This is a genomic window from Halanaerobium saccharolyticum (assembly GCF_004362045.1).
Lineage (GTDB): Bacteria > Bacillota > Halanaerobiia > Halanaerobiales > Halanaerobiaceae > Halanaerobium > Halanaerobium saccharolyticum_C.
In genome coordinates this window covers 266906-287462 of record NZ_SNWX01000001.1, presented here as the reverse complement: position 1 = coordinate 287462, position 20557 = coordinate 266906, and the positions used below count along the sequence as shown (strand labels likewise).

The following is a 20557-nucleotide window of genomic DNA, read 5'->3' as shown; positions in this document are numbered from 1 at the left end:
AACAGAGCCTGAAGGAATACATAAAAGTTCATATCTACGCAAATTTAAATTCGTCCTCGAAAATAATACCAGGCCAGACCTACCCATTCATGGATAGCAGAAAGATTAGCAGTTAAGGCACCTCTATTTGGTAGATAATCAAGCCAGCTAAACTGATGGTCAGAGATAAATCCGGAGTGGACTGCCAGAAAATCAATATTCTGAGCCTCAAACACAGCAGCTGAACGCAGAATATGATAAGCCGAAGTTACAAGATAAACTTTCTCTACCTCATTTTCCTCAATCCATCTTTTTAAATAAGCAGCGTTCTCAAATGTTGACTGGGCCTGATCTTCACTGATATAAAATTCTAAATCCATTCCTAATGACTGCAGTAATTCGCCAGCAGCATCAGCTTCCGATATTTTATCCTGTCCGATTGCAACTCCACCTGAATAAATCAAAGGTGTATTTAATCTTCGATGCAGCTGATATCCTTTTACCAGCCGCTGCAGGCTGTGTACTGATGGTTTTGCTTCTGTTTCAGAGTAATAATTGAGACCTCCTCCGAGGACTACAATGGGATAACTTTCGAAAGCATTAACTGAAATTTGTTCAGCATAATTTTCCAGGGGATGGAGCAGAAGCTGGACTCCAAAAGCAGTGGAAAGAAAAAAGAAAAAAAGAAGTAAAAATACAGTTAATAACTTTATTAAACCGGAATCTGATTTTTTAAATAAATATAAGGTAAGTACAAGCAGTAATAATATAAATAATCCCGGTGGCATTATAAAAGAGGCCACAATTTTCTCCAGGGCAAGCATATAAACCTCCTAATTAATAGTCAAAAATTTTTCTAATTATTTTTTGTGTGTTTTGAGGATAATTTGAGTCAACTTCCCTTTTTATAAGTTCAGATCTTAACTGCAGCAGTTCTTTAAAAGTATCCACATCTGATGCTTCAGGAAGAAAATGGCTCTTTAAATTGTGCCTGCTGGCTTCTCTGATAGTCTTTTCTAAAACTGAAGAATTTCCCCGGTTTTCAAAGTCAAAGAGAAACTTTTGCGGTTTTTTCATCCCGATCAGATAATAGCCTTCAGCCTGAGAAGGACCAATAACTAAATCTCTTTCTTTTAAACCGGCCAGGGCTTCTGTAAAAATATCGATATCCAACAGCGGCAGCTCATAACCAGTGATAAGCACAGGAAGATTGCTTTTCTGATAGGCATCAAAAATTGCATAATACATTTTTTCGCCCAAATTTTTTCCCCGCTGTGGTATTCTCACAAATTGATCCCCAATAACATCTGTAAACTGAAAAGAAGCAGCTGGAGTATGGCTGAGATATAAATCAAGCCGGGAATATACTTTTTTAAGATTTAAAAAATTAGTATTTATATCTTTTAAAAAAGCTTGATGCAGCTCAGCACATTCTTCTTTTTTTAGATGACTTTCAAGTCCTGTTTTAGTTTTTCCCGGTATTGGGGGTCTGCTCATTAATACTAGTGCAGCCTGCAAAATAATCTCCTCCTGTCTACTTTTAGCTAATCTGTGTCACAACATATCTGCAGTTCATCTTTATTCAGCGTTGTTATAACCTTCCGGCACTATTTCTATATTATCCCAGGCTGCAAAAGCAATGTCTTTAAATCTTTTTGTATCGAGGATAGTAGAAGGTAAATTGATTACTCCTGCCTCCTGCAGCCGACCATCTATTTTTTCTGTTTTAATTTGACCAATCTCTAAATCCTCAACCGTGGAAACAAATTTTCGTTTATTATAGGGGAAAATCTCGGGGGCATTCATATAAACTACTGCCACAACATCCCACATATAAAAACCTGTTAGACCGATCATCTCGGAAGAATATTGATACCAGTGTTCAATTTTATCATTAATATAAGCGCGGACAGCTTTATTTTTTGATCTATTAACTCGACGCCATGATTTTTCGCCAAAACGAGCCGCCAGACAGAGATTACCGGACATTAAAGCAACAGGGACCTCAGCTTTGAGTACCTTTTCGGCTGCCACCGGATCACTGGAAAAATTGAGCTCATCAATGGTATCTTCACCAAACTGGAGCAGTTCAGTTACCCCACCCATAATTATAATTTCTTTTAAGTTTTTAAAGAAATTGGAATCAATCTTCCAGGCAGCATAGAGATTTGTCAGGGGTCCAATCGCAATTAAAGTTATCTCATTTTTATTTTCAGCAGCGATTTGAGCCAGATATTCTGCTGCTTCTGTCTGGTGGTCACCGGCCTCTGCAGCCCCTTTAAAATGTTTAATTTTATCTTTTAATTTAAAATCATTGAGCATTCCCTCGGTAGTCTGATAAGTATCTTCCAAACTGCTGTTGCCAAAGACACTGGTTACACCCATTAAGTCAATATCTTCTCTCCCCAGCAGAAATAAAAATGCAAGACCGTCATCTACCTCTTTCTTTTCCAGTCCCATTGTGTTATCACAATCTAAAATTACTTTTTTCATTTTATCCTCCTAAGAGTCAATTTTTTCTAAGCTTTCTTAATTTTAATTTCAACAAAACTCAATAAAATCCTGCCTTTCAGCAATTTTCCGAATAATTTCTCTAATAATAATGAAAAATTTTCGTTCAGGGTATATAATAGTTATTAAAGACTAAAGCTAAAAATCTCAAGGAGGCAGTCCTATGAACATTTATTATAAATTCAACTCATTTTTAATAATTTTAATCTCTATTCTTTTGCTCATTTCCCTGTCCGCTGCGGCTGAAGAAGACTTTACTGCAGCAGAACTTTTAATTTCAGCTTCAGAATTAAATGAAAAATTGGAAGCCGGAAGTGAAAACCTAAAAATAATCGACGTCCGCAGCAGTGCCCGCTATCTATTAGGACATCTGCCGGATGCAGCACATATGTGGGGTGATGATCTCAGTGCAGTCCAGGGCTGGGTACCTGAATTGATTCCAAAAGCCTCTGCCTTTAGTGAGCTGGCCCGGGAAAAAGGAATTAATAATGATTCGGAAATTATTATTTATGGTGAGCAGGCCAGCCCCTGGCCGGCCAGACTCTGGTTTATCTTTAAAGTTTATGCTCATCAGGATGTGCGGATCCTCAGGGGTGGATATCAGGCCTGGAACAGAGAAGACTACGAAACCGAAATGCTACCCTACAATCCCGGAGAAGGTAATTTTGAAGTCAGTGATGTCAAAAATGAATGGCTGATAAATTCTGATACTATTGCCGAAAATCTGGATAATGATGATTTTCTTGTTTTAGACACAAGAACTGAGGCAGAATATACTGGAGAAGAGACAAATTCTGCCGCTCCCCGTAAAGGAAGAATACCGGGCTCAATTCACCTTGAATGGTCAGCAGTTTTAGATGAAGAGGGAAATTATAAATCGGCTGCAGAAATCTCCAGAATTTTTCAGGAAGCAGGAGTAACCAGAGACAAGGAAGTTATTGCAATACTTTCACATAATGGGGTCCGTGCTGCCCATACCTTCTTTACACTCCGCCTGCTGGATTATAACAACATAAAATTATATGATGAAGCCTGGGTCGGCTGGAGTAACCGCAGTGATTTACCGGTGGAGATGAATTAAATATTTAGTTAAAAGAAAAACCTGATTATTCCCTGCTCCAGTCGGATTTATCCTCTCCCAGAAAATTCTTTGTACTAAATAATGCTAAAAGTTCAGTTAGTGATACTGCTGACTGAAAATAATTTAAGGTCTGCTCGATTAGTTTCTGGGCAGACTTTATTCCACTTAGATAATATTTTTCGAATTCCTGATAATTTTCTGCCGGCCAGATATCCTCTTTTTCGTTCAGGGCATAACAGTGCTGGCTCAGGTTTTGAGGAAGAATCAAATTCAAAAATTTAAATAAATAATATTTTTTTGTACCTTTAGCAAAAAATGTTTTATGATATTTTCTGAAATCAAGATAAGATTCCCAGACCAACTGTTTTTCCAGTTCTTCTTCAAATATACTGTTAAAGATTAGCTGATAATAATAATTAAGAGACATAAAATGCTCTTCCTGCAGCTGATAATAGGGCAGTGGATTAACTTCTACCGGACTTTGATTCCACTTCTGACTCATCATATAAACATCAATGCTGGCCTCAATTAATTTATGTTTTTCATCCCGGCCTCCATTTTCGATAATAAACGGATGACATTCCCGGTCAAGAGCATAATGGGAGATAAATCCCAGCAGATAAATCAAATTATCCTGCCAGAGTTTAGAATCAGGCAGCTGAGCCTGGCTGTAAACACCTCTTCTTTTATATGCTGTTAAAAGTTCGGAAAATAATTTCTTGCCGCTGAGTGAATGCACCATCTCTCCTTTTTTAGGACCTATTTTTGCTCTCTGCCAGGGTAGAAAATCATTATAAAAGAAAAAATCTGCCCCCTGACATCCATAATTAAAAAGCTGATAATTCTGATCCAGCAGTGATTTGATATCTTTATTATCAATTCCCGCTGCTATTTCTTCTCCGGCAATCAGATGAGTCCAAAAATCAGGCATTTTTTTACCTCCTGCTAAATCTCATTTTTTACTGCAGTAAAATTAACTGCAGTGCAATTAAAGTAAACAATATTCAGCCATTATTTAAAAATAAATTAACTTTTAGCTTCCAATTTACCTTTTTCTACATCAACTCTGCTCAAAAAGAAGATTCCCAGAATAAAAAAGGAGGCAACCGCAAGTATTCCATAGCGGCTGGATCCGGTCAGCTGACCTGTATAGGCGAAAACTGTAGGTCCAATAATTGCTGCAAATTTACTGGAAACTCCAAAAAAACCGAAAAACTCTGCTGATTTTGACTCCGGTACCATTGCCCCATATAAAGAACGGCTTAAGGCCTGAGCTCCTCCCTGAACCATCCCCACAATTCCAGCTAAGATCCAGAAATCAAGCGCAGAATCTAGAAAATAGCCAAAAAAAGTGATTCCTGTATAGATAATCAACGCAATATAAATTCCCTTTTTAGCAGTTATTTTACCTGCTATTTTAGCAAAAATCAGAGCAAAAGGAATCCCTACAAATTGAGTCAGCAGCAGGGCTCCAATTAAATCTGTCTGACCGATCCCCACCTCTCGACCATAAATTGTGGCCATTCTAATAATAGTTCCAATACCATCATTGTAAAGCCAGAAAGCCAGCAGAAACTTCCATAACTCTCTGTATTTTCGAATATGAATAAAAGTAGATTTAAGCCGTCCAAAAGCCATTTTAGCATATTTTTTTAAAGGGACTTTATCAACCCTTTTCTCCGGCTCGGGCAGATATTTAAAAGCCGGTAAGGAAAATACCAGCCACCAGACAGCAACTGTAACAAAGGAAATCTGAGTAGCAGCAGTAACTGAGCTGATTCCAAATAAGCCAGGACGGGAAATCATTAAGAGATTAACCGCTAAAAGCAGACCACCACCCAGATAACCAGAGGCATAGCCCAGGCTGGATATATAATCTATGGTCTCAGAATCACTGATATCTGTTAAAAAACCATCGTAAAATACATTGCCTCCGGAAAAACCAATGTTGGCAATGATGAAAAAGAAAGAGGCCAGAAGATAATTTCCCTCATTCACAAAAAATAAAAGTGCTGTGCCTGTAATTCCAAGCATCACAAAAAATTTAAGAAAAGATTTCTTTGCGTCTGAATAATCCGCAGCTGCTCCTAAAATTGGAGAAATAACTGCAATAATAATCATGGCAATAGTCTGAGTATAGCCCCAGTAGGAAGTAGCCAGATTACCAGGGAGGTTGACTCCTGCAACATCAGTATAAAATATAGGGAGCACTGCAGCCAGAATTACAGTAGCAAAAGCGGAATTGGCCCAGTCATACATAGCCCAGGCGTAAACTGTTTTTTTGTGTTTATCCATTGGTTCACCTTCTTTGTTTATTTTATTTAATATCTCAAAGCTAACCTCTAGTCATTTATTAATTTAAGCAGTTCTTTTTTAAACCGCTGATCATCGGCCTCTGTTCGTTTTTTATGGCTTGTGTGGCGGCCGGTACGTTTTCTCTCTTTAAACTGGCGGTGTCTTTTAGCCAGCAGCCTTTCTATATTTTGATTGGTAAATTCCCGACCAGAAAACCCCAGCACCCTGGCCTGCCTACTTAATGAGAGAGCAGCCAGGCCATAGTCAGAAGTAATAACAATATCTCCCGGCTCAATATTATTGCAGAGTACCATATCCACAGACTGAAATCCCTGATCAACTACTTTTAAAGTCCCATAATCGAGCTGGTGCTGGTGATTTAAATCAGTATAAACTATCAAATTCAAATCGTACTCGGCAGCAGTTTCGGTAATAATAGAAATAACAGGACAGCCATCTCCATCAACTAAAATTCTCACTGTTTTTTAAACTCCACATAATCAAGTTCCGATTCAGAATAGCGGGCCAGCGTATATATCAAATCCGAAAGGCGATTTATATATTTTTGTAAATCCGGGCTGATATCTGCCTCTGCTGCCAGAGTGGTTATTCTGCGCTCTGCCCTTCTGCAGATAGTTCTTGCCTGATGCAGAGCACCACTTGCCTTTGAGCTGCCGGGGATAATAAACATTGATTTTTCTTTTTTATTCATCTGCGATAAATAATGATCTATTTTTTCTTCTAAAAACTCTATATCTTCGTCAGTAATTTTTTCGGGAAAGCTTTCCCAGTCAGGAGCTGCCAGCTCACCTGCCAGATTAAAAAGCTTGCGCTGCACAGAGCGCAGAATATCATAAACTTCCTGCTCCTCAACAAAGTTTTTGGCAAATCCCAGAGAAGAGTTGAGTTCATCAATTGTCCCGTAACTTTCAACCCGCAGAGAATCTTTTGCTACTCTTGAATTATCAAACAGGCTGGTTGTTCCCTTATCTCCGCTTTTAGTATAAATTTTCATCTAATCACTCCTTTACGTGCACCTACCGTTTACCTGTCGAATCCTGTCGTGATTTGTCTTAAAATCTATCAGAAAAAGGCAGCCCCTGACCAGAAACTGCCTCTAACAAATCTATTTAACTTGCATCTTTTTCTACCGCTTCATTGTTGTCTATAACTATTCGATGACTGTGATGAATATATCTAGCCTCCAGACTAAAAATTCTCACCACCCTGCTCGTAATAGTTTCCATGAACTAGAATTACTGGTAGATTTAGATTACATATATTTCCTTTAATTAATTATAGCATTTAGAATTTAAGAATACAAAAAGAAATATTCGCTTTTTAATAAATCATTAATTCTCTTTTCATTTATCTGGGCTCGTCCGCCTTTGTTTGGACTACCCTGATTATTTCCTTTGTTATTATTGCTGGAATTGAAATTATCAGTTCCACTTTTGCCATTACTCGGGATATTCTCATTTCCACCGTCACCATTATTAGAGTTACTGCTGCTATTTCCATCTTTTCCATTGTTGGAATTGCTGCTGTTTCCTCGATCATTGTTATTTTCTCTATTATCATTGTTGGAACTACTATTATTATTTCCTTTTTCCTTATTATTTATACTCTTGCCATTATCGGAGTTACTACTGTTGTTTCCCCGCCCCTTATTATCCTCTTTATTGCCATTATTGAAATCACTATTATTTTTACCACCTTTATTATTCAGCTTGTTGCTCTCAGCCCTGGCTTTGTTCTCTAAAACTTTTTCTCTGATTTCTTCTTTTTTCGCTTCTATTTCTTTAATCTTTTCTGCCTGAGTTGTATTATGTTTTTTGATTTGATTTTGAATGCCAGCTTCCGAAACAGTGGCCGCTGCATTCTGATCTATTGTAATCTCTTCCTGTTCATTGATAACATAAACTCTGTCAGTTGATTTAGCTTCTGTTCTGACAGAACCTTCATATACTCTGACTAAATTTTTACCTTCCTGATAACTAACTTCAAAATAAGTTCCGCGAACCCCCGCTGTAGCAGAATCAGTTTCAATTTCATAACGGGAACCTCTACCGGTTAATTCGTTAACTTTATTTATAACTGTACCCATAATTAATTTAAAAATTCCCTGATCAAGCTTTTCCTTATTGACATCACCTGTCAGATTAACAATTTTAAATTCAGTTGCAGGCTCAATAGTAATTTCGGAGCCATCAAATAAACTTAAAGTACTCCAGGAATTAACCTGTGTTTTAATAAAATCATTTTTATGCAATTTTTGTCCCACTACAGCTGAATCCCAGCTATCATTCTCACCTGATTTTACAAGTACTTCCCCTTCAAAATCTGTAATAGCTGCATAACCAGATTCCGAATGACGCTGTAACTGCTTTCTATTGACGATAATTAAAGACTTTTTAATGCTTTTATTGGTCTGAGTATCGATTATTACAATTTCTGATCGTCCCAAACTTTTTGGCGCCAGATAAGTAAATTCTGCTTTACCATCTACAAGTTTAATTCCTTCATTTAAATATTCATTTTCTAATACTCCACCTCTGGTAACTTTTAGCATCAACCTTCTATTATCTTTTACTAGCTCTCCAGCCTCATCTTCAAGACGTAGAGAAACCTTTTTTTCTGACTCAGACAGCAGCAGATTATCTTCGAGCTTAATCTTTAAATTAAATGCCATACTAACCCCAGAAAAAATAAATACCAGAATAAAAACTATCACCAAAATCTTTTTCTTATTCCTCATCATTTGTCCGCCCCCTTTTAATAACACTGTAAACTGTCAACAGTTCATCTTTTCCTTTAACCTTTAAATTAGTGATCTTTTTGCAGCTAAAAACATCTTTCACTGCTTGATAAGTAGAATCACTAATTAAGATATCTGTCCCGGTCCTTCTCGTAGCTTCCTCCAGCCGGGCAGCTACATTGACTGAGTCGCCAATACAGGTATAATTAACCCTCTCCTCTGAGCCAATATTACCAACAACAACTTCTCCCGTGCTGATCCCAATTCCCATTTCAAACACTGTGTTTTCTCCTCTGGCAAGCCATTTTTCGCAGAGCTCTTTTTCTTTTTCTTTCATTTTTAAAGCTGTTTCAATAGCTCTTATCGGATCATCCTCTCTGGCAAATGGAGCCCCAAACATAGCTACAATCGAATCTCCGACATATTTATCCAGGGTTCCTCCATACTGGTTTTTAATAATATCAGTCATTGCTTCAAAATATTCATTTAATAAAAGTACTAATTTCTCCGGCTCAATTTTTGCCGCTTTATCTGTAAAATCTATTATATCACAGAATAAAACCGTCACAGTTTTTCTTTTACCTCCCGGTTTAATGAAGACTGGATTATCTATAATTTGATCCACAACTTCAGCCGAAACATATCGCGAAAAATAATTTTTGATTCTCAGCTTATTCTGTTTCTCTCTATAAACTTTGATTAAAGTAGTGACAAACATAATCCCGAATAATGTCAGATTAAAATAGAACAAATCCAGCCAGATATTATTTACAAAGAGCCAGTAATTAAAGACATTAAAGATAATGATTAACAAGAAATTTAACAAAAGACTGTAATTTAAATTATCAATATCAGCGATAAGAAAAGCTAAAATAATCAGAACAAACAACAGGATTGAATTAGCCCAGACTGAAACTCTGCTAAAATAATTATTATCAATAATATTCTGTAAAGCTGTGGCATGTAATTGAATACCTGATTCATTTTTATTAAAAGGTGTGGGCCGGGCATCAAAAATGCCCTTTGCATTAGCCGTATACCCAATTAAAACCAATTTGTTTTTAAAGTTATTTTGCAGCTTTTCGCTGTCCATCTTCAGAAAATCGACTACAGATATTTCTTCAAATGACCTTTTGCCATAATAATTGAGGGTTAAATAACCGTTTTTATCAACCGCTATTTTCTTTTTATTCCCTAAAATTATCTCGTTGTTAGCAACATCAAAAGTATAAGCTCCCTGATCAATTCCATAATAGGTTCCCAGGCCAAGTATGTCTATATTGGGCAGTAAAAAGAAAGATGATTTTTTAGAATCAAACTCAAATTCTTCCTTGATTACTAAGGGAATGTGATGATAAATCCCATCCGGACTGGGTAAACCGATTTCAAAACTTCCATATGATCTGGCAGTATTTTTAAACAAATCTGCAGGTGGTACCAGTTTATAAGTGGAGAAAAATTCAGGAAAAAAATATTTGTCAGGATTTTTTATTTTATAACTAAATTGATGATAACCCTTTTCCGAACGCAGCTCTTCTTTATATTCAGTATTTAACCGTTCAAATTCCCTTTTAGAATTAATTAGAGTTGTGCCAAGAGTGACAAACTGACTATCTATCAGGCTTTCTGCAAATTCTAAATCCTTAGCTTTATTATTAAAATCAAGTGTCCCAAAAGAAATATCCATAATTACACTTTTAACATCCAGCCGGGATAACTTATTGATAATATTAGCATAAACATCTCTGGTCCAGGGCCAGGGATTATTCTGATTATAATATAAATCAGATAGACTTTTATCATCTACAGCAATAATCTTTACATCTCCTGAATGCTCAATGGGACCTCTAATATTCATTCTCAAATTAAAGGTTACCAATTCTAAAGTTTCTAATAATTCAAAATTAATCAAAACTAAAAATAAATACAAAAAAACCAGCAATAGTGCAATAAGTAGGTATAATTTCGGCCTGGATTTAAAATTCTTAAACATTTTGCTCATTATTTTCTAAACATTCCCATACTCTGTTATTTTTAAATAAATTAAAAACTCTTGCATCGAGCTTCTCTTCCTTAACCATTTCGCCTAGAATATTTAAAGCCTTTTCAATAGAAAGCGCGTTTCGGTAAGGCCGATCAGATGCAGTAAGCGCCTCAAAGATATCAACTAAAGTTAAGATTCTAACTTCCAGTGGTAACTGATTACCACTTAGACCCTCAGGATACCCGGAACCATCCAATAATTCATGGTGCATATAAACAAAATCCGGTACTTTTTTCAGCCTGTCCAGAAAAGGAATTGCCTGCAAAATATTTTTCCCAACTTTTACATGTTCTTCAATCTGGCTTCTTTCAGCTGCAGTTAGAGTTCCTCTTTTAATCATTAGACAATCCACTTCATATTCTGTCAGCCACTTCTGCTGCTTACCGTCACCATCAATATAGCTCATTTGGGAATATCTTTTTAAATTTTCCTCTTCCTGAGCAGTCAGGGGAGCCTCCCCGCTGTTTAATTTAATAATCAGCCTCCGTGCCTTCTTAATTAACTCAACTTTTTGATTATACCAATTTTCAAGACTTTCAGTGCTGTCTTCCTCAAATTTTTTCTGCCAGTATAATTTATCTGTTTCAGCCCTGATATAATCCAGCCGCTGCAGAACAAGTTCCAATCTATCTCCCAGTCTGGAAGCCTTATTTAACAAAGTTAGTGGTGTAACAACCTTGCCCACATCATGCAGCCAGGCAGCCATAATCAGCTGCTCTTTTCTTTCCTCATTAAAATAATCATTTAAAAAAGCCCCATTATTTCTGTTGTTAATTAGCTCAATTATTTTATTTACCAGCTTAACCAGTTTTTTGGTATGATTGGTATTGTATTTTGTTCTGGCATCAATGGCAGTTGCGATACTTTTGACAAATGAATCTAATAAGTTTTCGATTTGAGTTAAATAGTTAAAATTTGAAATTGTAATTGCAGCCTGAGAAGCAAGTGCAGAAAAAACTTTTTCATATTCTTCCGCAAAGGGAATCGTATTCCCCTGCTCATCTTTAGCATTTATTAACTGCAGGACTCCAATTACTTCCTCATCAATATTTTTTAAGGGAATAACCAGCATTGAAGTAGTCTTATAGCCGGTCAGTCTGTCATACTTTTTAGGACCCGAAAAATCAAATTTATCATCATTATATACATCTTCAATATTAATTAATTTATCAGCAATTACTGCATAGCCCACTACATTTTCGCGGGTTACTGAGACAGCAGGCAGTGAATTTTTAGTCTCAAAATATTTTTCTTCTAAATTAATAGTATCATTTTGCATTATTTTGAAGTTAAGTTTACCGTTTTCATAAAAATAGATACTGCCGGCATCAGCATTTGTAATGACTCTGGCCTGCTTTAAGATAAGCTCCAGCACTTTTTCAGTTTTATTACCTGAAGAAAGAGCAATTCCAATATCCAATAATTGATCTATATTATTTATTATTGTTTGTTTAGCGTAATTCATAAATTTATTACCATCCCTTCTCTAGCAACTGCTGCCTTACTATAGGCTGCCTGAGCAAGTTTTTCTATTTTTTCTAACTCTTTATCACTTCTAAGGGGAGAATGATGGAAGATCATTAATTTATCGGCCCCAGCTGCTTGAGCAAGTTTTACACCTTCCTGCCAGGTAGAATGTCCCCGCCCGGATTTAGAATTTAAATATTCTTCCTCAGTATATTTAGCATCATAGATAATTAAGTCTGCATCTTTGACAAAGTTTATAAGTGCCGAATCTGATTTTACGGAATGTTCAAGGTCACCTAAATAACAAAAGGTTTTATGATCACTTTCCAATTTATAGGCCAAATTTTTACCATCATGATTTGTAAGCATAGTGGTGACCCTTATCTCATCATTAAGCATAATTGAATTATTATTTGCCAGGATTTTAAACTCAATCTTAGATTTTAGATCCTCAAATTGAACAGGAAAAAAACTTTTTTGAAATTGACCTGCCAGTATTTTATCAATACCCTTATACCCATATATTGTGAATGTATTACTGGATACATATAAGGGGCTGAAAAAAGGGAATCCCTGAATATGATCCCAGTGAGTGTGAGTAATAAATATATCTATATTTAACTCTTTATTTTTCTGCTGTAAATTAAGTCCCAATTCTCTAATTCCGGTCCCGGCATCCATAATTAAAGTTTTATCTCCAATTGTGATCTCAATACAGGGAGTATTTCCTCCAAATTTTATTGTCTGTTTTCCAGGAGTTGGGCAGGAGCCTCTAACACCCCAAAATTTAACTGCAAAATCTTTACTCATGCCCCTGTCCCCCTTTTAATTAGTTTTGCTAAAATATATCGTATTATATTACTTATTTCAACAAAAACTAATAAAATCCTTTGCTCTATACTTTTAATTAAAAGTTTTCTCCGATGTAGGAATGATTTTACAAATAATGTGTAATTATAGTTTATCACTTTTTGGGAGTTTTATAAAGCAAAAAAGACCCACTAATTAAATAAATAATTAGTGGGTCTTTGATTCGACAAATATCGACAAGTAAACGGTACCTGCATGCACGTTTTAAGGAATTGTAACCTTTTTCTCGATTCGATTAAAAATAGCAACAAAAAAGATGATTACAATTAAGTAGATCAGAGCCACTACCAGATAAACATCAAAAAATTGATAGTTGCGGCTGGCAATTAATTTTCCTTCGGTCATCAATTCCCGGGCTCCAATTACATAGGCCAGAGAGGAGTATTTAATCATATAAATAAATTCGTTGGTCCAGGAGGGAATTACCCGGCGAAAAGCCTGGGGTAAAACAATATGCCTGATTCCCTGCCATTTGGTCATCCCGATTGACTGGGCTGCTTTGAGCTGGCTGCCGCTGATCGACTGAATTGAGCCCCTGAGGTATTCAGCCTGATAGACTCCACTGTTAATAATAAAGCTGATAATGGCCGCTGTAATTGGGTCCATATTGATGCCCCAGGAGGGCAGACCATAATAAATGATAAAAAGCTGAACTAAGAGAGGTGTACCTCTAATAATGGAAATAATGGTTCTAACTACAGCCGAAACAAGTTTATTGCCGTAAATCTTACCGAGGGCTAAAAAAGTCCCCAGAACTGTTCCCAGGGAACAGGAAATAAGGGTTACAAAAACTGTGACCCCCAGTCCGCTTAAAAATAAGGGGTAATATTCCATAAAAATCTCCAGCATTAGTTCTCACCCTCACCATATAAATCAGTCAGCTGAAAGAGAAATTCCCTGGTTCTCTGATGATCGGGATCAGTAAATAGTTTTTCCGGATTTCCCTGTTCAACAATCTTACCAGCTTCCATAAAAATCAACTCATCAGCAACACTGCGGGCAAATCCCATCTCATGAGTCACAACCAGCATAGTCATTCCTTCTTCAGCCAGGTTGCGCATAACCTTAAGCACCTCTCCGGTAAGTTCCGGATCCAGCGAAGAGGTAGGCTCATCAAACAAAATTAATTTGGGCTGCATGGCCAGCGCTCTGGCAATTCCAACCCGCTGTTTCTGGCCCCCCGACAGCTGTGAAGGATAGGAATCCGCATATTCTTTCAGTCCAACCCGGTCCAGCTCCAACAGGGCCAGGTCTTCTGCCTCTTTTTTGTTCATTTTTTTAACTTTGGTCAGACCGATCATAATATTTCCCTTTGCGGTCAGGTGATTAAATAGACCAAAATCCTGGAAAACAAAACCGATCTGCTGTCTGATCTCATTTATTTTTTTGGCAGAAGTAATTTCGGTATCTTCTAAATAAATTTTTCCTTTCTTGGGCGGCACCAGCCGGATAATATTATTTAAAATTGTACTCTTACCGGTTCCACTGGGACCAACAATAACCTTGGTTTCTCCCTTATCTAGAGAAAAAGAGATTCCTTTAAGTACTTCCTCTTCCCCAAAACTGTGGTGTAAATCCTCTATTTTTAATAAATGCTTAGTAGGCATCTGAATGTCCTCCTTCAATACCTATCCCGGGAATCTGATATTTTTTCTCAAATAGGGATAGACCGCCGTTAACTATAGTAGTTAGTATAAAATAAATTGCTGCAATGGTTAAATAAATTACCATCGGCTCATTGGATGTTGCAATAAAATATTCTCCCTGTCTTAAAAGCTCCACGACTCCAATGGTAAAGGCCAGGGAGGTATCTTTAAGTACAATTGCAGATTCATTGGCCACAGGGGGAATGGCAATTCTAATTGCCTGGGGGGCAATGATATAAAAAAAGGCCTTTAATTTGCCCATTCCTAAAGAACGAGCTGCTTTCATCTGAGAGCCGCCCACTGACTGAATTGCTCCTCTATAAATCTGTGACTGATAGGCTGCAGAGCGGAGTCCAATTCCGATTACAGCTGCGGTAAAAATTGGGATTCTTAATCCCAGCCTCGGCAGGCCATAATTAATCAGCAAAAGCATTACCAGCAGGGGAATACTGCGGGCCAGGCGTTCATAAACTGCCACAATTCCCTGCAGCACTTTATTGCCGTAAACCTGAGCAAAGGCAACTGGAAGCCCAACTACTATCCCGATTAAAAGACTCCAGAAGGTAAGCTGAATTGTAACCAGAGTTCCCTCTAAAAGATAGGGGAGTGCGTCTATAATTAATTCTAAATTCTCCATAATCTGTCCTTTCTAAAATAATTATTGTCAGAATTTGATTTTTAAGCTCAATCCAAATTAATTTAGCTTAGATGATAAGCAAAAAAGATAAAGCATTTGAATTATGTTCAAAAAATAAAGAAGTCCACAATTACCCTTTTAACTTATAACCCAGATAATATTATATCTACTTAGTTTAAATAAATCAAACCCGGACAGTACAAATTTTAAAAGGACTCTTCCCGCAGACAATTAATTTTTAACTTCATTAATTAGAAACACGGGAAAAGCCCTGTTTTTATTATGCTAGTCTATTATTGGTCAAGCTTATTCAAAATACTTCTGGATTAGTTTTTCCATGGTGCCATTGTTCTTTACTTTTTCCAGACCGGCGTTGATTTCTGCCAGCAGTTCTTCATTTCCTTCTCCAACAGCAATTCCGTATTCTTCGCCAGTGATAATTTCAGCAACGACCTGGACAGGATTGTTCTGGCTGTAAGTTTCAGCAACCGGCTTATCAAGTACAGCTGCATCGATATTCTGGTTAGAAAGATCTCTAATTACAAAAACATAGGAATCATAATTTCTGATCTCACCTGTCAGAATGTCAGTTTGAATCAGATTTTCTCTTACCCAGGTATCTCCAGTAGTACCTGTCTGAACTCCAATATCATGATTGCCAAAAAGAACGGTCAAATTGGCATCAGATTCTTCGTGAACCAGTACAGACTGATTGGCTGAATAATAGGGTTCAGAGAAATCCACAACTTCTTCTCTTTTTTCGGTAATGGTCATTCCGGCAGCCACAATGTCAAGGCTACCTGAAGCAAGTCCTGGAATTAGAGAATCAAAACTAATATCTCTTACCTCTACCTCAAAGCCCTGCAGTTTAGCAATTTCTTTAATCAGTTCAATATCAAAGCCTACAATTTCACCCTCTTCTACATATTCAAATGGTGGAAAGCTGGCATTAGTACCTACTACATAGGTCTGAGCCATTACACCTGAACTTAAAACTAAGACAGCCGCCACAACAAAAATAAAAACTAAACTCTTCTTAAATTTCATAAATATTTTCCTCCTTTAATTTGTGCTCTCTCTTCTCGCTTCTACCCAGTTTCTTTAACTAGTACTTTTAAAATAAGTAGAAATTTATCTTAAGACTTATTATATCACAATCCTTTAGCAAGCAAAAGTATTTTTTTGATTTAATCCTCTCCCAGTAAATAACCTTTATTTTCTGAATACTTTTTGTTATTATATAATTGAAAGCAAAAGGACTGAAGTTGGACAAATATAAGGATGGCGAGTGACGGATAACTTTTTAGAAGACGAAAGGAGGCCAAGCTATGGGAGAAGATCTGGTTATTAAATCTGCCTTTGAAGACGGTGGTTTTATTCCGGGAGAGTATACAGCTGATGGGAGAGATATATCGCCGCCACTGATAATTGAAAATATTCCGGCTGAAGCGGAAACTCTGGCTGTGATTGTCGATGATCCAGATGCTCCATCGGGAGCCTTTACCCACTGGCTGATCTGGAATATCCCGGCAGAGATCAATGAAATCTCAAAGAATATTGAAAGAAAAGAAGAGGTCAAAGGACTTAAAGGAGCACTACAGGGTAAAAATGATTTCAATGAATTAGGCTACAGAGGCCCGGCACCTCCCTCTGGAGTCCACACCTACAGATTTTTTGTCTATGCGCTGGAGGATAAGCTGGATTTAGAAGCTGGAGCCGACAAAGAAACTCTGCTGGAGGCAATGGAAGGTCATATCCTGCAGAAGGGTGTTTTAAAAGGTGAATATACACGCTGATAGTTATTAACCAGTCCTTTTCAGGACTGGTTTTTTATATACTACTGGTTTTTATATACTGCTCTTTCTTATTTTTATCATATACTTCAATCAAATTTTTACCTGCTTTTTTTGCCAGATACATAGCCTGATCAGCAGCTATTATTAACTCGTTTTCCTTCATCTCAGCTGCAGGAACTATACTGGCTGCCCCAATACTTGCTGTTACACTGCCCGTCAGAGGTGAACTGAGCTGCAGCTTCCCTATATTTTCCCTTATCAATTCTGCAGCTGCCTTAACTTTTTTGCTCTCTATTTCCGGCAGTAAAACTACAAACTCTTCCCCTCCAAAACGCGCTGCCAGCTCCCCCGCTCTTTTTACCGACTGAGTAATGGCTCCTGCAACTTTCTGCAGACAGATATCTCCGGCATCATGGCCAAATTGATCATTATATATTTTAAAGTCATCAATATCAATAAATAAAAGAGAAAGTGACGTTTGACTCCGCAGAGCTCGCCTCCATTCCAGAGTGAACTGCTGATCAAAATAGCGACGGTTCCAGATCATTGTTAAAGCATCTTTATTTGCCAGATTTTCTAAACTACTATTTGCTTTTTCTAAATCCTTTTTCTGCTCTCTAATTTTGGCATTAGATTCAAATAGCTCACTGGTTCTTGCCCGAACTTTATTTTCAAGGTTTTTATTTAACTCAAGCAGCTCACCTGCCAGCTTTTCATTTTCAACAAAGGTATCAGAATACTTTACCGCCAGAGCTAAAGAATCAGTAAAAATGAAAATTAAAAATCCTAAAGAAGATAAATTACCCACTACAAATAAATCGTTAAATAATTTTTGGTCAGCCCGCAAAATACTCAAAAAACCAATGTCATTAAGTACAGTTATAAAAAGTGCCAGCGCCCCAATCATTATATACAGGGAAGTCAGATTCTTTTTTTGAATTATATCGGTTTTAAATACCTTATAAAAAATGAATAATAGATAGCAGATAATAATTAATGTTAAAAGTTGAAAAGCAGGATTTACTAAAGTAAAAATTCTGGCCGGTGTAAAAAGTACAACCAGGATAAAAGGAATAATTGCTAAAGTAAATACTTTAAGCAGTTTCTCACTAAAAAATGAATTAAATACCTCATAAAAAAATCCTGTAATTACCAGAACCCCCAGATAAAAAGAGAGAGTCTGCAGCTTGTGGGCAATTTCCCAGCTGAAATCAGATAAAACCTGAATAAAATAGATTTCCCCCACTAAAATTGTTCTAAAACTAACCAGGACACAAAAAAGTCCAAAATAAAGCAGAGAATATTCGTTTCTTCGTTTTAAAAATAAAATTAGATGATAAACTCCCATAATTAGTATACTGCCAAAAAGAAATATATCATAGGCCAGATTCTTATTATTTAGAGCCAGAATATTATCTTTATCAGAAATTTTAATTGATTCTAAAATACCCCCGCTCCGGTGGCTAAAATTAGAAACCTGAATTACTAATTCTGTTTCTGCAGCTGCTTCAAAAAATACTGTCTGAGGTAAATATTGAGGAGCTGATTCAGCTCTGCTTTCTGCTACCATCCCCGCTGAAGCAAGCTGCTGGCCATTAAGCCAGAGTTTATAGGAGGTAAAAATTCTTGGAATTTTAAGTCCATACTGCTCACCTGCTTTTAAGTTAAGTGTTTTTCGATAAGTTGCATATCCATTTCCGGACAGGCTTTCTCCATCTAAATTATAGCCATTCCAGGCAGCCGGAAGTTCCACAAATTCTGTTTCGGACTGCTGGTTAAATTCGCCAGGCTGCAAAAGTTCCTGCCAGTAAAATTCCCAGTTTCCATCAAGATTAATTATATTTTCGGAAAGATTGGAATTACGCAGATCCAGTGCCACAGGTTCTGATTGAGCAGAAGTGGAAATTGAATACATTAAAAAAATAATGAAAATTAAGAAAATAAAAGTTAAACTTTTTCTACTCAAAGTATTTCCTCCTGTTTTAAGAGTTGTGTTACTAATTCCAGAATTTTTTTCATTTTGTTGATTCATTTCTTATCATTTTTATAAATTCTCTGGCAAGTTGAGGATCAAACTGTCTTCCGGCACAGATTTCGATTTCAGTCAGAGCTTCTTGAATAGAAATTCCCTTTTGGTAAGGACGACCAGAAATCATAACGTCATAGGCATCTACAATAGAGATTATCCTGGCTAACTACGGAATCTCTTTAGCTCTTAAACCTCTGGGATAACCACTACCATTCCATCTTTCGTGATGTGAGAGTATTTCTTCTGCAACCACGGCAAATTCACTGGTAGCAGATGCAATTTTATAGCCGCGTGAAGGATGTCCTTTAATCATTTCCCATTCTTTATCATTAAGTTTTCCCGGCTTATTTAAAGTACTGGCAGGAATTGAGGTTTTACCAATATCATGGAGAGTTGCCAGTAAAGATAACCTATTTAATTCTGAGTTATGTATTCCCAACTGCTTACCCATTTTGCGCGCCAAAACTGTCATTCGCTCTGTATGATCAACCGTTTCATCACTTTTAGCACCGAGAGCACTAAGCAGGCCTTTTACCATTTTATTATTAGCACTATTTGTTTCTAAAAGCTTATTATGATTCATTTCTTTATCAGCAATTTTAATTATATCATTAATATTTTCCTGCAAATTATTCATGGTAGCTATTCCCATTCCAATTGAAATAGGAAAATTACCGGCTTTAATTCTGCTGCATCTTTCTTTAATCTGATATAATATCTGATGAGATTCTCGATTATTCAGATTGGGAAGCATCATAATAAATTCATCCCCACCATAGCGAGCTACCATTCCCTGTTCAGGCACAGAGGCTTCTAAAATTTCAGCTGCCTTAACCAGAATTTTATCGCCTGTTGTATGTCCATGGCTGTTGTTAACAATTTTCAAACCATTTAAATCCCCCATAATGACACTTAAAGGAAGCATTGAGCTGTCAATTCTGGCTAATTCTTTTTCAAAATAGCGGCGGTTGTATAAACCGGTCAAATGATCATGATAACTTATATATTTAATCTTTTCTTCTTTTTCTTTACGAATCGAAATATCTCTAACAAAAGCTAAAAAATATTCCCTTCCATTTTCTTTTACTTTGCCAGCACTAATTTCAACTGGAATTCTACCACCATTTTTATCAACATGTTCAAGTTCAAATTGAACAGAATCACCTACCGGACAATCCTGCCACTGCTTTTTTACCTTTTTGCGGTCGTAAACATCTTTATTAGAATCTTGAGGATGAAGATCAAAAACTCTCATCTGACATAATTCCTCTTTGGAATAGGACATACTTCTAAATGCTTTCTGATTAACATCCAAAATATTGCCTTCTAAATCATGCAGAAATATCATATCATAAACACTGTCAATTATTGTTTTATAAAAACGATCGATTATTAATTGCTGCTCAGCCAAAATCTTTCCTCCTTGTCTTTATAGAAGTCTATA

General features: G+C 36.7%; 18 protein-coding genes and 1 pseudogene. 2 read left to right on the top strand and 17 right to left on the bottom strand.

Annotated features, from left to right (window positions below; all coding sequences use genetic code 11):
- Window positions 1–44: 44 nt before the first annotated feature.
- The 3 genes from DFR79_RS01310 to DFR79_RS01300 are packed head-to-tail and all read right to left on the bottom strand — an operon-like array spanning window position 45 to window position 2472.
- Window positions 45–803 (bottom strand): YdcF family protein, encoded by a 759-nt coding sequence (locus tag DFR79_RS01310; RefSeq protein ID WP_133513690.1) that lies wholly within the window; start codon window positions 801–803, stop codon window positions 45–47.
- Window positions 804–816: 13 nt separating this feature from the next.
- Window positions 817–1497 (bottom strand): TIGR04282 family arsenosugar biosynthesis glycosyltransferase, encoded by a 681-nt coding sequence (locus DFR79_RS01305; RefSeq protein WP_133513689.1) that lies wholly within the window; start codon window positions 1495–1497, stop codon window positions 817–819.
- A gap of 60 nt (window positions 1498–1557) precedes the next feature.
- The gene (locus tag DFR79_RS01300) at window positions 1558–2472 is read right to left on the bottom strand and encodes a nucleoside hydrolase (protein WP_133513688.1); all 915 of its coding nucleotides are present in this window, start codon (window positions 2470–2472) and stop codon (window positions 1558–1560) included.
- Window positions 2473–2653: 181 nt separating this feature from the next.
- Between DFR79_RS01300 and DFR79_RS01295 the strand changes: the two genes are divergently transcribed.
- The gene (locus tag DFR79_RS01295) at window positions 2654–3571 is read left to right on the top strand and encodes a sulfurtransferase (RefSeq protein WP_133513687.1); all 918 of its coding nucleotides are present in this window, start codon (window positions 2654–2656) and stop codon (window positions 3569–3571) included.
- Between the two features lie 25 nt (window positions 3572–3596).
- Here the strand turns inward: DFR79_RS01295 and DFR79_RS01290 are convergent, their stop codons facing one another.
- The 12 genes from DFR79_RS01290 to DFR79_RS01235 form a co-directional block, all read right to left on the bottom strand.
- Window positions 3597–4502 carry a zinc dependent phospholipase C family protein gene (locus DFR79_RS01290; protein WP_133513686.1) on the bottom strand — a complete coding sequence of 302 codons (906 nt, stop codon included), beginning with the start codon at window positions 4500–4502 and terminating at the stop codon, window positions 3597–3599.
- 95 nt (window positions 4503–4597) lie between these two features.
- Window positions 4598–5866, bottom strand: a complete 1269-nt coding sequence (locus DFR79_RS01285) for an MFS transporter (protein WP_133513685.1) — start codon at window positions 5864–5866, stop codon at window positions 4598–4600.
- A 47-nt stretch (window positions 5867–5913) separates the two neighbouring features.
- Window positions 5914–6345 (bottom strand): YaiI/YqxD family protein, encoded by a 432-nt coding sequence (locus tag DFR79_RS01280; protein WP_133513684.1) that lies wholly within the window; start codon window positions 6343–6345, stop codon window positions 5914–5916.
- A complete protein-coding gene (locus DFR79_RS01275) occupies window positions 6342–6881 on the bottom strand; it encodes a cob(I)yrinic acid a,c-diamide adenosyltransferase (RefSeq protein WP_133513683.1) in 540 nt (179 codons plus the stop codon). The genes DFR79_RS01280 and DFR79_RS01275 overlap by 4 nt, the downstream gene beginning before the upstream one ends.
- A 297-nt stretch (window positions 6882–7178) precedes the next feature.
- The gene (locus tag DFR79_RS01270; RefSeq protein ID WP_133513682.1) at window positions 7179–8627 is read right to left on the bottom strand and encodes a FecR family protein; all 1449 of its coding nucleotides are present in this window, start codon (window positions 8625–8627) and stop codon (window positions 7179–7181) included.
- The gene (locus DFR79_RS01265; protein ID WP_166637931.1) at window positions 8614–10554 is read right to left on the bottom strand and encodes an adenylate/guanylate cyclase domain-containing protein; all 1941 of its coding nucleotides are present in this window, start codon (window positions 10552–10554) and stop codon (window positions 8614–8616) included. Before DFR79_RS01265 ends, DFR79_RS01270 begins: the two co-directional genes overlap by 14 nt.
- A gap of 55 nt (window positions 10555–10609) precedes the next feature.
- Window positions 10610–12133: an HD domain-containing phosphohydrolase gene (locus DFR79_RS01260; protein ID WP_133513680.1), complete on the bottom strand. Its 1524-nt coding sequence runs from the start codon at window positions 12131–12133 to the stop codon at window positions 10610–10612.
- Window positions 12130–12945, bottom strand: coding sequence for an MBL fold metallo-hydrolase (locus DFR79_RS01255; RefSeq protein WP_133513679.1), 816 nt, complete (start codon window positions 12943–12945; stop codon window positions 12130–12132). The genes DFR79_RS01260 and DFR79_RS01255 overlap by 4 nt, the downstream gene beginning before the upstream one ends.
- A 264-nt stretch (window positions 12946–13209) precedes the next feature.
- Window positions 13210–13854 (bottom strand): amino acid ABC transporter permease, encoded by a 645-nt coding sequence (locus tag DFR79_RS01250; protein ID WP_133513678.1) that lies wholly within the window; start codon window positions 13852–13854, stop codon window positions 13210–13212.
- Window positions 13854–14612: an amino acid ABC transporter ATP-binding protein gene (locus DFR79_RS01245; protein ID WP_133513677.1), complete on the bottom strand. Its 759-nt coding sequence runs from the start codon at window positions 14610–14612 to the stop codon at window positions 13854–13856. The genes DFR79_RS01250 and DFR79_RS01245 overlap by 1 nt, the downstream gene beginning before the upstream one ends.
- Window positions 14602–15288 (bottom strand): amino acid ABC transporter permease, encoded by a 687-nt coding sequence (locus DFR79_RS01240; protein ID WP_133513676.1) that lies wholly within the window; start codon window positions 15286–15288, stop codon window positions 14602–14604. Before DFR79_RS01240 ends, DFR79_RS01245 begins: the two co-directional genes overlap by 11 nt.
- Window positions 15289–15594: 306 nt before the next feature.
- Window positions 15595–16335, bottom strand: coding sequence for a basic amino acid ABC transporter substrate-binding protein (locus DFR79_RS01235; RefSeq protein WP_133513675.1), 741 nt, complete (start codon window positions 16333–16335; stop codon window positions 15595–15597).
- A 281-nt stretch (window positions 16336–16616) separates the two neighbouring features.
- On the opposite strand from DFR79_RS01235, the gene DFR79_RS01230 reads away from it, so the two are divergent.
- Window positions 16617–17084 carry a YbhB/YbcL family Raf kinase inhibitor-like protein gene (locus tag DFR79_RS01230; RefSeq protein ID WP_133513674.1) on the top strand — a complete coding sequence of 156 codons (468 nt, stop codon included), beginning with the start codon at window positions 16617–16619 and terminating at the stop codon, window positions 17082–17084.
- A 34-nt stretch (window positions 17085–17118) separates the two neighbouring features.
- Here the strand turns inward: DFR79_RS01230 and DFR79_RS01225 are convergent, their stop codons facing one another.
- Together DFR79_RS01225 and DFR79_RS01220 are read right to left on the bottom strand one after the other, a co-directional pair.
- A complete protein-coding gene (locus DFR79_RS01225; protein WP_166637930.1) occupies window positions 17119–19050 on the bottom strand; it encodes a diguanylate cyclase in 1932 nt (643 codons plus the stop codon).
- Window positions 19051–19099: 49 nt separating this feature from the next.
- Window positions 19100–20524, bottom strand: a pseudogene (locus tag DFR79_RS01220) (sensor domain-containing diguanylate cyclase/phosphohydrolase).
- Between the last annotated feature and the right edge of the window lie 33 nt (window positions 20525–20557).

Coding starts and splice junctions, on each gene's coding strand:
- DFR79_RS01310 (WP_133513690.1), bottom strand. CDS start 803: ATGCTTGCCCTGGAGAAAATTGTGGCCTCTTTTATAATGCCACCGGGA.
- DFR79_RS01300 (WP_133513688.1), bottom strand. CDS start 2,472: ATGAAAAAAGTAATTTTAGATTGTGATAACACAATGGGACTGGAAAAG.
- DFR79_RS01295 (WP_133513687.1), top strand. CDS start 2,654: ATGAACATTTATTATAAATTCAACTCATTTTTAATAATTTTAATCTCT.
- DFR79_RS01290 (WP_133513686.1), bottom strand. CDS start 4,502: ATGCCTGATTTTTGGACTCATCTGATTGCCGGAGAAGAAATAGCAGCG.
- DFR79_RS01285 (WP_133513685.1), bottom strand. CDS start 5,866: ATGGATAAACACAAAAAAACAGTTTACGCCTGGGCTATGTATGACTGG.
- DFR79_RS01275 (WP_133513683.1), bottom strand. CDS start 6,881: ATGAAAATTTATACTAAAAGCGGAGATAAGGGAACAACCAGCCTGTTT.
- DFR79_RS01270 (WP_133513682.1), bottom strand. CDS start 8,627: ATGATGAGGAATAAGAAAAAGATTTTGGTGATAGTTTTTATTCTGGTA.
- DFR79_RS01260 (WP_133513680.1), bottom strand. CDS start 12,133: ATGAATTACGCTAAACAAACAATAATAAATAATATAGATCAATTATTG.
- DFR79_RS01255 (WP_133513679.1), bottom strand. CDS start 12,945: ATGAGTAAAGATTTTGCAGTTAAATTTTGGGGTGTTAGAGGCTCCTGC.
- DFR79_RS01250 (WP_133513678.1), bottom strand. CDS start 13,854: ATGCTGGAGATTTTTATGGAATATTACCCCTTATTTTTAAGCGGACTG.
- DFR79_RS01245 (WP_133513677.1), bottom strand. CDS start 14,612: ATGCCTACTAAGCATTTATTAAAAATAGAGGATTTACACCACAGTTTT.
- DFR79_RS01240 (WP_133513676.1), bottom strand. CDS start 15,288: ATGGAGAATTTAGAATTAATTATAGACGCACTCCCCTATCTTTTAGAG.
- DFR79_RS01235 (WP_133513675.1), bottom strand. CDS start 16,335: ATGAAATTTAAGAAGAGTTTAGTTTTTATTTTTGTTGTGGCGGCTGTC.
- DFR79_RS01230 (WP_133513674.1), top strand. CDS start 16,617: ATGGGAGAAGATCTGGTTATTAAATCTGCCTTTGAAGACGGTGGTTTT.